Here is a 16,017-nt window from a genome sequence, read left to right on the forward strand (position 1 = left end):
AGAAAAAAGCTATGCGCAGTACAGCCTACCTTGAAAAGGTACTGAACGCATAGACTTTTTTCATGCTCTTGCCCTGGCTTTTATTACTTTATTAAATTACCTAGCTTATATGTTGTATGTTTTATCATCATAAGTTACGACCATAGTCTCTATTTCTAAGCTTTAGATCTTGGTGCATGCTTAATACATTAAATTTTATACGCTGTATTAAGGATTATTAGATGAAACATCAACTTGCAAAAAGCGTCGCGCTTTCATTATTGTCCCCGGTGATTGTTGGCAGTTTATTAGGTTTGTATTATGCACTAGCGTTGCAGGGTGATTTTCTATCAGTGTTCTTTCAACTATTGATGACAGCCATATCAAATGCACATATTGTAGGTTTAACAATGGCGGCTTTTGTTGTGCCGGGTTATTTACTCATGTTTAAGTATTCAAAAGTTAATTATTCAGGTGTTTTAACACTTGGGTTATTAGGTGGGGCTATTTTTAGTTATCTATTAAGTGCTTCAACAGGCGAGATATTTTTAATTAATAGTGTGATGTCTGGATTCGCCGCAGGACTATTTTTATTTGGCCTTCGTAATTGTGCAAAAAAATAATCGCAGAATTATTGACCAAGCGCGCTGATAAACAGCGCAATTTCCTTTTTTTTACCCTTTAAAGGTTCCAATTTTTAACGACAAAGAGTACCTTTAGCTACTGTCTGTTTAATAAGAAGTAGTTTGGTATGCAAAAGTACGATTTTTACCAGTCATTAGTTAAGCAAACTGAATCACTAATAGCTGGTGAATCTAATGTAATTGCCAATTTGGCAAATATAAGCGCGTTATTATTTACCTCTTTAGAAGATGTGAATTGGGCGGGTTTTTACTTTATGGATTCTCCTACTGAATTAGTACTAGGCCCGTTTCAAGGTAATCCTGCATGCATTCGTATTCCAGTAGGAAAAGGAGTATGTGGAACTGCTGCGGCAACCGCAGAAACACAATTAGTTGAAGATGTTCACGCTTTTGACGGTCATATTGCCTGTGATGCGGCGTCAAATTCTGAGATTGTTGTACCTATCTTGAAAAATGGTAAAGTATTTGCTGTTCTTGATATCGATAGTCCAAGTGTTGGTCGATTTGATACTGACGATAAAGCCGGACTTGAAGCGCTAGTGAAATGCTTAGAGGCGAGCCTGTAATGAAAGATTTGCTAAATGTTCAAGACTACCTGTTTGCTGTGCAAGATGTTGGCGACTGGGAAGGCGAAGAAGAACATGTAGCGGAAACGCTCAATGATTTGATTCATATTGCCTGGGATCGTCTTCCGGACGATTCTGAATGTGAATTTATTGATGAAACGATTAATGGTATTTGGGAACACCTTCGAGGCGATATGGCTGTAATAGAAGCCGACTTTGAAGAGCTGGTCGACTGGGTAACACACTACGTCGATTCGTCCCTTGATGAAAAGATGTGAAAAATAGGTTCTAAAATGGAAACCACAAACAAGCTAAAAGATATTAACGAAGTATTGGAATTTTTGTATCAAGAATTCCCACAATGTTTTAAACAAAAAGATGGCATCAAGCCGCTTAAAGTAGGTATTTTCAAAGATATCGCTGAGCGTATTGAAGGCTCTGACAAAGTAAGCAAGACTCAAGTTCGTCAAGCGCTCAGAAAATACACGTCTAACTGGCGTTATTTAGAAGCGGTAACTAAGTCAGAGTTTCGTATTGATCTTGATGGTAATCAAGGTGAAAAAGTTGAGCAAGAGCATATCGACCATGCACAAAAAGCATTGGAAGAAAGCCGCGCTAAAATGGCAAAACGTAAAAAACAACAACGTCCACGCCAAGACTCAGATTCTAAATCTTTTAAGAAAAAACCAGCGCATGCTAGTAAAACAGGTGATAAAAACGCTTCTGCAGCTAATAAACCTGCCAAAGCAGCTCCTGCTAAACGTTCAGGAAAAATTGAACCTTTACCAGCTACTGAGGTCAAGGTTAATAATAAGGTTAAGGTTAAACTTGGCCAAGCACTTGTAAATGCAGTAATCACTGAAGTGAACAAAGATGACGTTCATGTTGAATTAGTGACAGGCATGCAAGTTAAAACCAAAGCTGACAGTTTATACATCGTTTAAACTGTAAATAAATTAAGGAGTTTGTATGAGTAAAAAGTTTACGCTCATTCCGTTAGTTGCTGCCCTGTTCTCAGGTTCATTATTTGCTGCTGTAGAAGCCGTCACTATTGACGATTTACCTCTGCTCAAGCAAGAAAGTCAACATGGTACTGCCAGCAAACGCGTGGCTAGCTTATTTACTCGTTCACACTATATCCCGGTTCGATTTAACGATGAGCTTTCTAGTAAAGTGTACGATCGTTATATCGAATCCCTTGATTTTAATAAAAGCGTATTTTTAGCAAGCGATATTGCTTCTTTTGACCAATACCGCGATGACTTTGATAACGCTATAACTACCGGCAAATTGGGTTTCACATTTGATATCTTTAATTTAAGCCTTAAACGCCGTTTTGAACGTTACGAGTATTCCCTAGCATTACTTGAAAAAGAAATGACCTTTGATAAAGAAGATGAATACTTTTTTGATCGTGAAGATGCTGCGTGGCCTGTATCTCAAGCCGAGCTTGATGAAATTTGGCGCGAACGTGTTAAGTACGATGCACTGCGTTTAAAAATGACAGGTAAAGATTGGGAAGGCATTAAAGAAGTGCTGACCAAACGCTATAAAAATGCAGAAAAGCGTTTAGTGCAATCAAATCCAGAAGATGCATTTCAATTAGTATTAAATTCTTTAGCACGCAGTATTGAGGCGCATACGTCTTATTTATCGCCGCGTCGTGCTGAACAATTTAAAATGGATATGGACCTAGAGCTCGAGGGCATAGGTGCAGTATTGAGTCCAGATGAAGATTACACAGTTATTCGCAGCTTAGTACCTGGTGGTCCTGCGGATAAAACAGAGCAAATTAAAGCCGATGACAGAATCATTGGTGTTGCTCAAAATGGTGAAGAATTTGTTGATGTTATTGGCTGGCGCTTAGATGACGTTGTTGATTTAATTAAAGGCCCTAAAGGTACTAAAGTACGTCTTCAGTATTTAAAAGGCGCTGATGCTCACGGCACACCAAAAGTCGTTGAAATCACCCGTGATAAAATCAGATTGGAAGACAGAGCCGCTAAATCAGAAGTTTTTGAAGCTAAATATTCAGATTTAACAAGCAAAGTGGGTGTGATTGAAATCCCTGGCTTTTACAATAATCTTTCGAAAGATGTAAAAGTTGAACTTGCTAAGCTTAAAGAGCAAAAGGTTGATGGGATTATTATTGACCTACGCCAAAACGGTGGTGGTTCATTATATGAAGCTACCCAACTTTCAGGATTGTTTTTTGACCAAGGACCTGTTGTTCAAATACACACTTTAAATAACCGTATCGAAGAACAAAGAGACCGCGATGGCATTACCTATTATGATGGTCCACTTACGGTATTAGTTGATAGATACAGTGCGTCAGCATCAGAAATATTTGCAGCGGCAATGCAAGATTATGGCCGCGCAGTTATTATTGGTGAGCAAACCTTTGGTAAAGGCACGGTTCAACAGCACAAAGGCTTAGGCCGTGCTTATGACTTGTATGATAATGCATTGGGTAGCGTGCAATATACAATTGCTAAATTTTACCGCATCAATGGTGGTAGTACGCAACACAAAGGTGTGATTCCAGACATCTCGTTTCCATCAGCAATCGATCCTGCAGAATGGGGCGAAAGTAAACAAGACAATGCACTGCCTTGGGATAGCATTGTTAAAGCGAAATATAAAAAACTTGGTAATTTAACGCCAGTTATTACCTATCTTGAGAAGCAACATGAGGTACGAATTAAATCAGAACCTGAGTTTGGTTATGTATTTAATGATATTGCCTTATACAACGAAGAGAAAGATCGTAAAACGATCTCTTTAGTTGAAGCAGACCGCATTAAAGAAAAAGACGAAGGTGAGGCACGTGCACTTGTACGTACTAATGAACGTCTTAAGCGTTTAGGTAAAGATCCGGTAGAAAACTTAGATGATTTACCTGAGGTTATTGAAGAGCTTGATCCATTTTTAGAAGAAGCCGCTTTAATTACCCAAGATTATATTAACTATGGTCGCATAGCTAAGAAGTAACCGCTGGTTTTACCTCTATAAAAAAGGCGCTTTTGCGCCTTTTTTGCTACCTATAATTTACTAAATTGTTATAATCTCCCATTACATAAAGTTGAGCTAGATCATTAAAGTTCAATTAATGCGCTTTACGTGCTAAAAATAATAATTAAACACACATTGAGTGTGTAGGAGTCTCTACTTTGAAGCCATTGGAAGATAAACCAATCAAGCCTGCCTCGTTTTTTGATGCATTAGTTCCTATCTCTGTATTAATTTGCCTACTCGGCGCTGCCGTATACTTATTTGGTGATAATTCTTCATCAGGTCCTAACCAGATTGCACTTTTGTTCGCAACTTTTGCAGCTGCTTTAATTGGTCTTAAAAATGGTTATACTTGGAAAAAGTTAGAGCAAGCAATGATTGAAGGCATAACGCTTTCACTTGGTGCTATTCTAATTTTACTCATGGTAGGTGCATTAATTGGTACTTGGTTACTATCAGGAACTGTACCGACCTTAATTTATTATGGCTTACAGGTTATCAATCCGAGCTGGTTTTATGCAGCTAGCTGCTTAATTTGTGGCATTGTTGCAATGAGTATTGGTAGTTCGTGGACTACGGCTGCAACAATAGGTGTTGCTTTACTTGGCGTAGCAACCGGTCTTGGGCTTGAACAAACAGTAACAGCCGGCGCGGTTATATCGGGCGCGTACTTTGGTGATAAGTTAAGCCCACTGTCAGAAACTACAAATCTTGCACCTGCAGTTGTTGGGGCTGATTTATTTGAGCATATCCAACATATGTTATGGACGACAGTACCTAGCTTTGTTATTGCACTGATTATATTTATAGTTATGGGTTTTAATGCAACGGCTTCAAGTGAAGCAGGGCGTATTGACGAAATTACAGCTATTTTACAACAAAATTTTAATATTGGTTTTGAAATGCTAATACCACTAATTGTATTGTTAGTTTTAGCAATTAAAAAAATGCCAGCCTTTCCTGCTATCTCTATTGGTGCTGTTGTGGGCGCTGTTTGGGCCATGTTGTTTCAATCTGATTTAATTGCTAGCCAAATTGATGTCTCTCAAGGACAGTTAGTAGGCTACTTTAAGCTTGTTTGGACCACTTTTTTTGACGGTTTTAGCATAAACACCGGCGATGATAAAATGGACTCGCTACTTAGTGGTGGTGGTATGGCTGGAATGCTTACAACGACCTGGCTTATTATGACCGCACTTATGTTTGGTGCTATCATGGAAAAAACAGGTCTTCTTGATATTTTTGTTAAAAGTATTCTTAAAATAGCTAAAAGTACGGGATCGTTAATTGCGGCAACAATAGCAACGTGTATTGGTACTAACGTGATAGCTGCTGATCAATATATTGCTATTGTTGTACCCGGCCGTATGTTTAAAGATGAATATAAAAAACGTGGTTTGAAGCCTGTTAACTTATCTCGTACATTGGAAGATGGCGGTACAATTACTAGCCCACTAATTCCGTGGAACACTTGTGGCGCTTACATGCAAAGCGTTTTACTCATAAATCCGTTTGACTATGCACTGTACGCTTTCTTTAATTTAATTAACCCTGTATTAGCGGTTGTTTATGCCTATTTAGGTATTAAAATTTTACGTATCACACCAAAACAATCGGCCTAATTTTAAACAGCTCTTTTAAATTTAAAGGAGCTGTTTTGGAGCATCTATGACTGAATCAAGTAAACCTCAAGCACAATATCTTAAAGACTACAAAGCCCCAGACTTTTTAATTGACCACACTGAGCTAACATTTGACTTACAGCCATTAACAACGAAGGTAAGTTCCTTATTAACACTTACACGAGTAGGTGATAACAAAGCACCCTTAGTGCTTGATGGTATTGATTTACGCCTGCTCTCTTTATCAATTGATACTGTTGATATAACGGATTATGAAATTATTGGCGAGCAACTAATAATTAATAATCTACCGGATAGTTGCCAATTAAGTATTGTCACCGAGATATCACCTGAGACTAATACTTCACTAGAAGGTTTATATTTATCAGGTGGTGCGTATTGCACGCAATGTGAGGCGCAGGGGTTTAGAAAAATAACCTATTACATGGATCGCCCCGATGTTTTATCTACATTTGATGTGACCGTAATTGCAGATACAAAATTTTCTCAGCTCCTATCTAATGGTAATCAAGTAGACAGTGGTGAAACTCAAGATGGGCGTCATTTTGCTAAATGGCAAGACCCGTTTAAAAAGCCAAGTTATTTGTTTGCTTTGGTTGCAGGTGATTTTGATGTATTAAAAGACAACTATATTACTCAAAGCGGTAAAAATGTTGAACTTGCTCTATTTGTAGATAAAGGTAATTTATCTAAAACACCACATGCTATTGCCTCACTTAAAAAAGCAATGCAGTGGGATGAAGCGCGTTTTAATTTAGAATATGACCTAGATATTTATATGATTGTAGCCGTTGATTTTTTCAACATGGGTGCAATGGAAAATAAAGGTTTAAACATATTTAATAGTAAATGTGTTTTAGCCAACCAAGAAACAGCGACAGATAAAGACTATCATACGATTGAATCTATAGTAGGGCATGAGTATTTCCATAACTGGACAGGTAATCGGGTAACGTGCAGAGATTGGTTTCAGTTATCGCTTAAAGAAGGTTTAACTGTATTTAGGGATCAAGAGTTTAGTAGTGACTTAGGCTCTCGTGCGCTTAATCGAATTGACGCTGTAAAAGTAATGCGCACACACCAGTTTAGCGAAGATGCTGGCCCTATGGCTCATCCTATTCGTCCAGAAAAAGTTATTGAAATGAATAACTTTTACACGGTTACTGTGTACGATAAAGGCGCCGAAGTAATCCGAATGATGCATACATTATTAGGCGAGCCAAACTTTCAAAAAGGTATGGCACTCTATTTTGAGCGCCATGACGGACAAGCTGTTACTTGTGATGATTTTGTAAGTGCAATGAGCGACGCATCAGGCGTTAACTTAGATCAGTTTAAACGTTGGTATAGTCAAGCAGGTACATCTCGTTTAAATGCTATTCAAAACTTTGATCTGGATTCAAATACATACAGTTTAACAATTGAACAATTTGCACCGCTGAACCAGCAAAGTAATGCACCTTTGCACATTCCATTTGCAATTGAACTGTTAGATGTAAATGGACAAAGTATTGAGCTTGAGTACCAAGGCGAAAAAGTTAACCACGTTCTAAATGTAACTCAACCATCACAGACATTTCACTTTGATAATATGACTGCTAAACCTGTTGCAGTATTACTTGAAGACTTTTCTGCTCCATGTATTTTAAACCAAGAAACAGATGAACATGAGCTACTTCATATTATGCGTTTCGCACGCAGTGACTTTTCTCGTTGGGATGCACAGCAGCAGCTATTTATTAAAGCAATGAAAGCGAATCTAAACAGTGTTGAAAGTGTTGGGCTTAGTGATGAGATAATTAATGCGCTTCGTGGATTAGTTAATGAAAAACAGGGCGATCTAGCGCTTATTGCAGAGCTATTAAAATTACCAAGTTTTGATACGTTGGCTGCTGAATTTGAAGTAATTCCAGTAGATGAAATAGTCAATATTGCTGAGCAATTTGAAAGGCAAATAGCGGATGAGTTAACTAACGAGTTTATAACGTGTTTTGAATCGTTAATCGATGATGGCAGTGTAAATGCAAGTGCCGTTGCAATTCGGTCTTTAAAGCAGCTATGCCTTCATTACCTTGCTAAAACTAATGACCCGCACGCTGCTGATTTTATTAAACATGCTGCAAGCTCAAAAAATATGACGAATGTTTTAGGTGCACTAAGTGCCGCTGTTAAAGCGTCACATGAGCTATGTGAAGAATTGTTAAACTACTTTGATAGTCAATGGCGTCACGATGTATTAGTAATGGATAAATGGTTTGCTTTGCAAGCGATGCAAACTGGTGACAATGCAATTGATAATATTAAGGCGCTTTACGAACATCCGTGTTTTGATTTTTCAAACCCCAATCGTGTACGAGCACTTGTAGGTAGCTTTAGCCATTTCAATACGTCTCAGTTTCATCGCCTTGATGGTAAAGGTTACGCGCTCTTAGGTGATTTACTCATTAAATTAAATGCTATAAACCCTCAAAATGCATCTCGTATGCTAACGCCGTTTATGTCGTGGAAGCGATACGATAATACACGTTCAACAGCAATGAGACTGCAACTAGAACGTTTAGCTAATTTAGATGGGTTAAGCGCCGATTTATTTGAAAAGGTTGAAAAAGCACTTAAGTAAATGATCGAATATTATTTTAATTTAAGATTGAGCTACAGCGAATGCATGGATTACTACCATGGTCGTTTTAGCTCATTGCAGGTTGTCGAAGATGGCGGGAAAACAGTGCGTTTTTCTGCTAATCACTTAAGGCCATTTATTACTAGCTTAGGTATAAGAGGGCGTTTCAGAATGTTACTAACCCTTGAAAATAAATTTATTCGTATTGAACGAGTGGCTTAGTACGCTGTTTTTATGTTATAAAATCATAAAATATTGTCTTTTTGTTAATTTCAATTTGTTCTATTGTTAAATTACGTGTATAAATTATCTGGTACGACGTCTTACCAATACGTAAACGTCAACCAGAATGAAAATATATAACAGATTGAATGCGACTATTTGTAATTTATCCATTTCGCTTCTATCGTTACGATTACACTAAAAACAATAACTTGATCACACAAAATGACCCGCGACAGGGGGGAACCAAAAATGATAAGAAGATCGCTTTTTGTTAAAAATAAAATCGCTATAGGTTTAGCAGTCGCTAGCCTTGGTTTATCAACAGCTAATGTACAAGCTGCAACATTTGAAGCCGGAGGGTTTGATATTACCTTCGATTCAACCTTTTCATATGGGCAAAGTGTCCGTGTAGAAGACCGAGACTTTAGCTTAATTGGTAAAAGTAATAACCCCGCGTTTAACTGGGCAGGTTACAATCCTGCGTTAAGTAATACCGTTTATTCATCTCAAGATGTGTGGGCTCAACCAGGCTCTTACTCAAATAATGGTGACGCGGGTAATTTGAATTTCGATAGTGGTGATTCATTTTCTAAATTATTAAAAGGTACACACGACCTTTCAATAAATAAAGACAACTACGGTTTGTTTACACGTTTTATGTATTTTTATGATTTTGCCTTAATGGATGGCAATCATGCATATGCTAATCCTACATCAGGTCAAGGTGTTGACCCATGTGACGATAAAGATACTAAAGCACAAAGCTGCGCCGACATTCGTTTATTAGATGCGTTTGTTTGGGCTGATTTTGATTTAAATGATGGTAACAACCCATTATCAGTGCGTTTAGGTCAGCAAGTTGTTAACTGGGGCGAAAGTACGCTTATATCTCATGGTATTAATGTAAACCCTGTAGATATAGATCGTTTAAAAGCACCTGGTGCTGAGCTTAAAGAGGCATTCATTCCGGTGGGCATGTTATGGGCTTCATTGGGTATAACAGACAATATTACGCTTGAAGGTTTTTATCAGTATCAATGGCAAGAAACGCGTTTGCCTGCAGCAGGTACGTACTTTTCTACTAATGACTTTGCGGCAGAAAATGGTTATCAGCAAAATGTTCAGTTAGGTTTTACATCTAACCCTGATATTGATGTTGCATTTTTAACTGATAGTCTAAACAACCTAACATCTGACTTTGCTTTAGCGGCAGCTGCACAGGGGATTGATCCATCTAGTGCTGAAGGCAGTGCTTTACTTGCTCAAATGTACCTTGCTTACCCCACTAAAGTTGCACTTAAAGGTAAAGGCGGTAACGGTAAAACAGAACCTGAAGATGGCGGCCAATACGGTTTACGTTTAGGTGTATTTTTGCCTGAATTTAATGATACTGAAATTGCACTGTATCATGTGAATTATCATAGTCGTCGTCCGCTTATATCTGGTCGTGTATCAAACTTTACTCAAGCAGCTATTGCACAAGATTTAGCAATGATTATGACAACAGAAATTACGTCTGATAATGTTGCTGATTTAACTGCTTTCTCTAAAGCGGAAAACGATTACCCTGAAGATATCAAATTATACGGTTTAAGTTTTAATACCACGATAGGCGAAACAGCCTTTGCCGGTGAATTTGCTTTTCGTCAAGATGAACCACTGCAAATTGATGACGTAGAATTACTCTACACAGCAATGCCTGAACAGTTAGCTGTTGCAGGTATTCGTCCTGATTTTGCGGGTATTTCGCAAATGAGTTTTGGTGATGCTATAAGCTCAGTTGGCCCAGGTGAAGTTGCCCAAGGTTATATTGAACGTGATACATCACAGATTCAGTTCACTGCGACCCATTTATTTGGCCCTTCGTTAGGTGCTGATAGCTGGGCTGTTGTTGGTGAAGTGGGCGCTGTAAAAATTCACAATATGCCTGAATACGATGAAATGCGCTTAAATGTATCTGGCACTGGCCGAAGTGGAACAATTACGGGTCCAGGTACTACCGATTATTCAACGCTACAGCTTGGTTTATCAAATGGTGCTGAAGAAAAGTCTTTTGCAACCGCTTCTTCTTGGGGTTACCGCTTAATTGCTAAAGGTGATTATTTTAATCTCTACAATGGTATTAACTTTTCACCACGTTTTGTTTTCTCTCATGACGTAAATGGTAATACACCAGATCCTATGTTCTTGTTTATTGAAGACCGTAAATCTTTAGGTGCCACCATGAACTTTAATTACCAAAATGCATGGTCACTTGATGTGAGCTATAACTCATTTTGGGGCGGCGGTGGTGTTAATACATTCTCAGACCGCGATTACGTTTCTTTCAATTTAAAATATTCTATTTAGGGGTAACATTACTATGATTAAAAAACCTACCCTCATTGCTACTGCTTTTTGTAGCTTGTTTGCAAGCAGCGCGGCATTAGCCAAATTAAGTGCTGATGAAGTTGCTCACTTAGGCCAAGATTTAACGCCAATGGGTGCAGAAAAATCAGCCAATGCTGATGGTTCTATTCCTGCATGGAATAACGGGATTACATCTGCGCCAGCAGGTTATGAACCTGGTATGCATCATCTTGACCCGTTTTCAACAGATAAAGTGCTTTTCACTATTGATAAAAGCAATATTGAAAAATACAAAGCAAATTTAAGCCCCGGGCAAATTGCTTTATTTAAAGCGTATCCAGACACGTTCAAAATGCCAGTATACGAAACACGTCGTTCTGCTTCGTATCCTCAATTTGTTTATGATGCAACGAAAAAGTTTGCAGCAACGGCAGAGCTAGTTGAAGGTGGTAACGGGATTAAAAATACTGCAATTGGTATCCCTTTCCCTATCCCTAAAACTGGTTTAGAGGCAATTTGGAATCATTTATTGCGCTATCGTGGCCAATCTATTGAGCGTTTTGGTGGACAAGCTGCACCAACAGCATCAGGTTCTTACAATTATGTTGGCTTTGATGAGCAATTATTAGTTAAATATTCAGACCCAAGCGCAACACCAGCTGAGCTACAAGACTCAAACATTTTGTTTAAGTTTAAACAAAAAGTAACAGAGCCTGCTCGTTTAGCGGGTACAGCGTTATTAGTTCATGAAACAATGGACCAAATATTAACACCACGCCAAGCTTGGACGTATAACTCAGGTCAACGACGTGTTCGTCGCGCACCTAACGTGGCATATGATGCACCAGGTACTGCAGCGGATAGCTTACGTACTACCGATGACTTTGATATGTTTAATGGCTCGCCTAATCGTTATAATTGGACGTTAAAAGGTAAGCAAGAATTATATGTGCCGTATAATAGCTATAAGCTACATAGTGACAAACTTGAATATGATGACATTTTAAAACCAGGTCATATTAATCCAGAACATACGCGTTACGAAAAGCACCGTGTATGGGTTGTTGAAGCTAACTTAAAAGATGATACACGCCATATTTATAAAAAACGTGTATTTTACATTGATGAAGATAGCTGGCAGGTACAGGTCACTGATATTTATGATAACCGCGACCAACTTTATCGTGTAGCAATGGCTTATGGCCTTAACTATTACGAAGTACCTACACAGTGGAGTACGCTTGAGGTTTACCATGATTTGAACTCTCGTCGTTATTTAGCAATTGGTTTAGACAACCAAGAAAAAATGTACGATTTTTCACAGTCATTTAACGATAACGAATTTACTTCAAGTGCTTTACGTCGCGCAGGTAGATAGTATTAAACTAGGCACTTAACAATATGTTAAGTGCCTTTTCCTTTCTCATCGCGTTTGTCTTACAGCGCGCAACGCACTCCCTAGTAAAAAGACAAACAACTCTCTCGTACAAGGCGATTAAAATTTATGAAGTATTTGGTATATGCCAGCCTGATAATAAGCGGTGCGAGTGTTGCACAAGAAGCCCCTAACAATGCAATCAGTGCAACAAATGCAGCTAAAACCTTACTCACCGATATAACTAACACGGGTAATGGCTTAATTGCTGTTGGTAAACACGGTACTGTTATTAAAAGTACATCGGGTGATTCATGGCAACAAGCTGAACTAGTTCCAACTCAAGTGCTCTTAACTGCCGTTGATTTTAGTAACGAAAATAATGGATGGGCGTGTGGCCACGATGCAACAATTATTAATACCACTGATGGTGGTCTTAATTGGCAATTACAACAAGTAAAACCTGAATTAGATAAACCGTGTTTAGATATTTTATTTGAAAACGATTTACAAGGCTTTGCCGTTGGCGCATATGGTATGTTTTACCACACCACAGATGGTGGAAAGCATTGGCAAAAGCGTTTTTTAGACTCTTTGTTATTTAGTGATGATCGCGATTATTTAAATGATTTAAAAGAAAATGATCCTGAAGGTTATGAGGCTGAAACAGCTTCAATTTTACCGCATTTTAATCGTATAGAAAAAACGACTAACGGATTAATAATCGTTGGTGAAATGGGGTTAATGGCCAGAAGTTCTGACAATGGTGTTACTTGGGAACGTTTAGAAGAAATTTACCCTGGTTCCTTTTTTGCGTTTAATTCAGATGAACAACAAGAAGTTGTTGCAGGTCTACGCGGTAACGTATTTACGAAACAACGAGGGGAGCAAGAGTGGCAGCATTTAGAAAATGTAAAAGCTGCAACCGTTAACAGCATCATTAATTATAACAATGAACAATGGTTAATGCTGGCCAACAGTGGAGTTATTTTTCATTTACAAGATGGGTTACTTACTCACGAGCAACTCGCTGATGGTAAAGCAATACTTGATGGTGTGATTATAAATAATAACCTAATCATGGCTACAGAAGATGGCATTAAAGTGAAGGAGTTGACCCCTTAATGCATAAGATTTTAGATTTAATAGAAAAAGCGATTTTTAGACATCGCTTAATCATGCTTATAAGCTTTGCACTCATAACGTGCTTACTTGTATTTAAAGCAACGCAAATTCAACTTGATGCATCGTTTAATAAAAATATCCCGTTAAACCACGATTATATGAAAGTGTATACCAAGCATGAAAAGCAGTTTGGTGGTGCAAACAGTATTCTTATTTCAGTCTGTGACGACAGTGGTAATATATTTAATCCAGAATTTTTTACTCAGCTAAAAGCGGTTCATGATCAGCTTTATTTTATACCTGGAGTAAACCGTCCATTAGTAAATTCTATATTCTCCCCCAGCGCTCGTTTTGTTGAAGTAGTCGAAGATGGCTTTGCAGGTGGTCCAATTATTCCTGCAAACTTTAAAGCAGATACGCGTGGTTTAGGTGTAGTAAAGGAAAACATTGAAAAAGCAAAAGTTGTAGGGCGTATGATTGCCAGCGATTATTCGTGCGCGATGGTAACGGCTCAACTTTTAGAAACAGATCCTCAAACACAACAAAAATTGGACACATTAGCTTTTGCACAAAAGCTAGAAAGTGATTTAAGAGAGCCTTTAAGCACAGACAAAGTAAGTATTCATATTATTGGCTTTGCAAAAATGGCTGGTGATATAGCTGAAGGCGCAAAAGGGGTAGTCGTATTTTTTGCCATTGCTATCGCCTTTACCTTTATTATGGTTTGGCTGTTTTGTGGTAGTTTAAAGTTAACGATCTTACCTATTGCGTGTTCCATCATTGCTGTTATTTGGCAGCTAGGTTTACTTTCGAGTTTAGGCTTTGGCCTTGATCCTATGTCTATTTTGGTGCCATTTTTAGTCTTCGCTATTGGCGTAAGTCATGGTGTGCAGATGATCAATGCAATAGGCAAAAAAGTAGGTGAAGGGAAAAGTACTAGGATTTGCTGTCAATCAAGTTTTAGAACGTTACTTATTCCAGGTGGTATTGCACTTTTATCAGACACTGTTGGCTTTTTAACATTATTGACTATTGATATTGGTATTATCCGTGAGCTGGCAATAACAGCCAGTTTAGGTGTTGCGGTTATTATATTTACTAATTTAATTTTATTGCCTGTTTGGGCTTCTTACATGAAATTTGAAGGCAGTGTGCATATTCAATCAGGTGATGCGGATAAACCAAATCTGCTTGATGCGATTCGTGACATACTCGTTAAAGCAACCGATCCTAAAATTGCTAAAATGATTATAGGCTTTACTTTGGTGTTATTTGCTTTGGGCTATTGGCAAGCAGATAAAATGCGCATAGGTGATTTACATGCCGGAGCGCCTTCCCTTCATCAAGACGCTCGCTATAATCAAGATACTTTCTTAATATCAGATAAATATACAATTTCATCTGACATTTTAAAGGTCATTGTTGAGGCCTATCCTGCAGCGTGTACTGAACATGATGTTATGGAGCGTATTAGTCGCTTTCAATATAAAGTTGAAAATGTAGCCGGCGTGCAATCAGTTGTTAGTTTGAGTTCCGTTGCGCAGTCAGTGAATGCAGGCTATAACGAAGGTAACCTTAAGTGGCAAAGTCTTCCACGAAATTCTGCTAGTTTAGTGCAATCCACTTCAAGAGTAGAAACGAGTACGGGTTTACTCAATGGTGATTGTTCTGTTATGCCTGTTATTATCTTTTTAGATGATCACAAAGCACAAACGATTGACCGCGTAATTGAAAACGTTAAACAGTTTTCAATAGAAGAGGGCACTGATAAATTAGCCTTTAAATTAGCGTCAGGGCCGGTTGGGGTAATGGCTGCAACAAATGAGTCAGTATCTGAAGCACAAATACCAATGATGATATACGTTTATGGTGCAGTAATTATTTTATGTTTACTAAGTTTCAGAAGCCTAAAAGCAACAATAGCCGTGGTATTACCACTTTATATTGTATCAACACTTGCACAAGCACTTATGGTTCAACTAGAAATAGGCTTAACGGTTTCTACATTGCCGGTGATTGCTTTAGGAGTCGGTATTGGTGTTGATTATGGCATTTATATCCTGTCATCAATGATGGGGCAGCTTAAACAAAACGTGCCACTGAGTGTTGCTTATCGCAATGCATTGGTTGAACGTGGTAGTGCCGTGTTATTTACGGGTATTACGCTTGCAATTGGTGTTAGCACATGGATTTTCTCTGATTTGAAATTTCAAGTAGACATGGGAATACTGCTTACCTTTATGTTTTTAGTAAATATGTTAGGTGCAGTACTGTTATTACCTGCGATTGGAAGCTTACTCTGGACTGACCAGAAGAAATAAAGTGAATAATTTTGCTCCTTAATGGCCAGTAATGGCCATTTATATCTATAATTTGTGAATAGATGACCAAATAGCTGAAAAGCTTAAAATGTTTTCATCGAAAAAGCTGTTTATTAGCTGTAAAAGGGTTAGAATTTAACTGACTCCACGCTAAT

General features: G+C 38.2%; 12 protein-coding genes. All 12 read left to right on the forward strand.

The window, feature by feature from the left end; all coding sequences use genetic code 11:
* Positions 1 to 221 precede the first annotated feature (221 nt).
* On the forward strand, positions 222 to 602 hold the full coding sequence (locus NRL14_RS13615; protein ID WP_007375720.1) for a hypothetical protein: 381 nt from the start codon (positions 222 to 224) through the stop codon (positions 600 to 602).
* Positions 603 to 730: 128 nt separating this feature from the next.
* Entirely contained in the window at positions 731 to 1,189 is a 459-nt protein-coding gene (locus NRL14_RS13620) for a GAF domain-containing protein (RefSeq protein WP_007375721.1), read from the forward strand.
* Positions 1,189 to 1,467, forward strand: coding sequence for a hypothetical protein (locus tag NRL14_RS13625; protein WP_002961910.1), 279 nt, complete (start codon positions 1,189 to 1,191; stop codon positions 1,465 to 1,467). The genes NRL14_RS13620 and NRL14_RS13625 overlap by 1 nt, the downstream gene beginning before the upstream one ends.
* 15 nt (positions 1,468 to 1,482) lie before the next feature.
* Positions 1,483 to 2,133 carry an RNA chaperone ProQ gene (gene proQ, locus NRL14_RS13630; protein ID WP_007375722.1) on the forward strand — a complete coding sequence of 217 codons (651 nt, stop codon included), beginning with the start codon at positions 1,483 to 1,485 and terminating at the stop codon, positions 2,131 to 2,133.
* Positions 2,134 to 2,158: 25 nt separating this feature from the next.
* Positions 2,159 to 4,183, forward strand: coding sequence for a carboxy terminal-processing peptidase (gene prc / locus NRL14_RS13635; RefSeq protein WP_149605447.1), 2,025 nt, complete (start codon positions 2,159 to 2,161; stop codon positions 4,181 to 4,183).
* Between the two features lie 179 nt (positions 4,184 to 4,362).
* Positions 4,363 to 5,826, forward strand: coding sequence for a Na+/H+ antiporter NhaC (gene nhaC / locus NRL14_RS13640; RefSeq protein ID WP_149605446.1), 1,464 nt, complete (start codon positions 4,363 to 4,365; stop codon positions 5,824 to 5,826).
* A gap of 46 nt (positions 5,827 to 5,872) precedes the next feature.
* On the forward strand, positions 5,873 to 8,467 hold the full coding sequence (gene pepN, locus NRL14_RS13645) for an aminopeptidase N (RefSeq protein ID WP_007375725.1): 2,595 nt from the start codon (positions 5,873 to 5,875) through the stop codon (positions 8,465 to 8,467).
* Positions 8,468 to 8,689 (forward strand): DUF2835 family protein, encoded by a 222-nt coding sequence (locus NRL14_RS13650; RefSeq protein WP_033014893.1) that lies wholly within the window; start codon positions 8,468 to 8,470, stop codon positions 8,687 to 8,689.
* Positions 8,690 to 8,941: 252 nt separating this feature from the next.
* Positions 8,942 to 11,041, forward strand: a complete 2,100-nt coding sequence (locus tag NRL14_RS13655) for a DUF1302 domain-containing protein (protein ID WP_096793199.1) — start codon at positions 8,942 to 8,944, stop codon at positions 11,039 to 11,041.
* 13 nt (positions 11,042 to 11,054) lie between these two features.
* A complete protein-coding gene (locus tag NRL14_RS13660; RefSeq protein ID WP_306724890.1) occupies positions 11,055 to 12,419 on the forward strand; it encodes a DUF1329 domain-containing protein in 1,365 nt (454 codons plus the stop codon).
* 126 nt (positions 12,420 to 12,545) lie between these two features.
* Positions 12,546 to 13,541 carry a YCF48-related protein gene (locus NRL14_RS13665; protein WP_008133686.1) on the forward strand — a complete coding sequence of 332 codons (996 nt, stop codon included), beginning with the start codon at positions 12,546 to 12,548 and terminating at the stop codon, positions 13,539 to 13,541.
* Positions 13,541 to 15,862, forward strand: coding sequence for an RND family transporter (locus NRL14_RS13670; RefSeq protein ID WP_007375730.1), 2,322 nt, complete (start codon positions 13,541 to 13,543; stop codon positions 15,860 to 15,862). Before NRL14_RS13665 ends, NRL14_RS13670 begins: the two co-directional genes overlap by 1 nt.
* Positions 15,863 to 16,017 lie beyond the last annotated feature (155 nt).

The sequence above is a fragment of the Pseudoalteromonas sp. 20-92 genome (assembly GCF_030847595.1).
Lineage (GTDB): Bacteria > Pseudomonadota > Gammaproteobacteria > Enterobacterales > Alteromonadaceae > Pseudoalteromonas > Pseudoalteromonas fuliginea.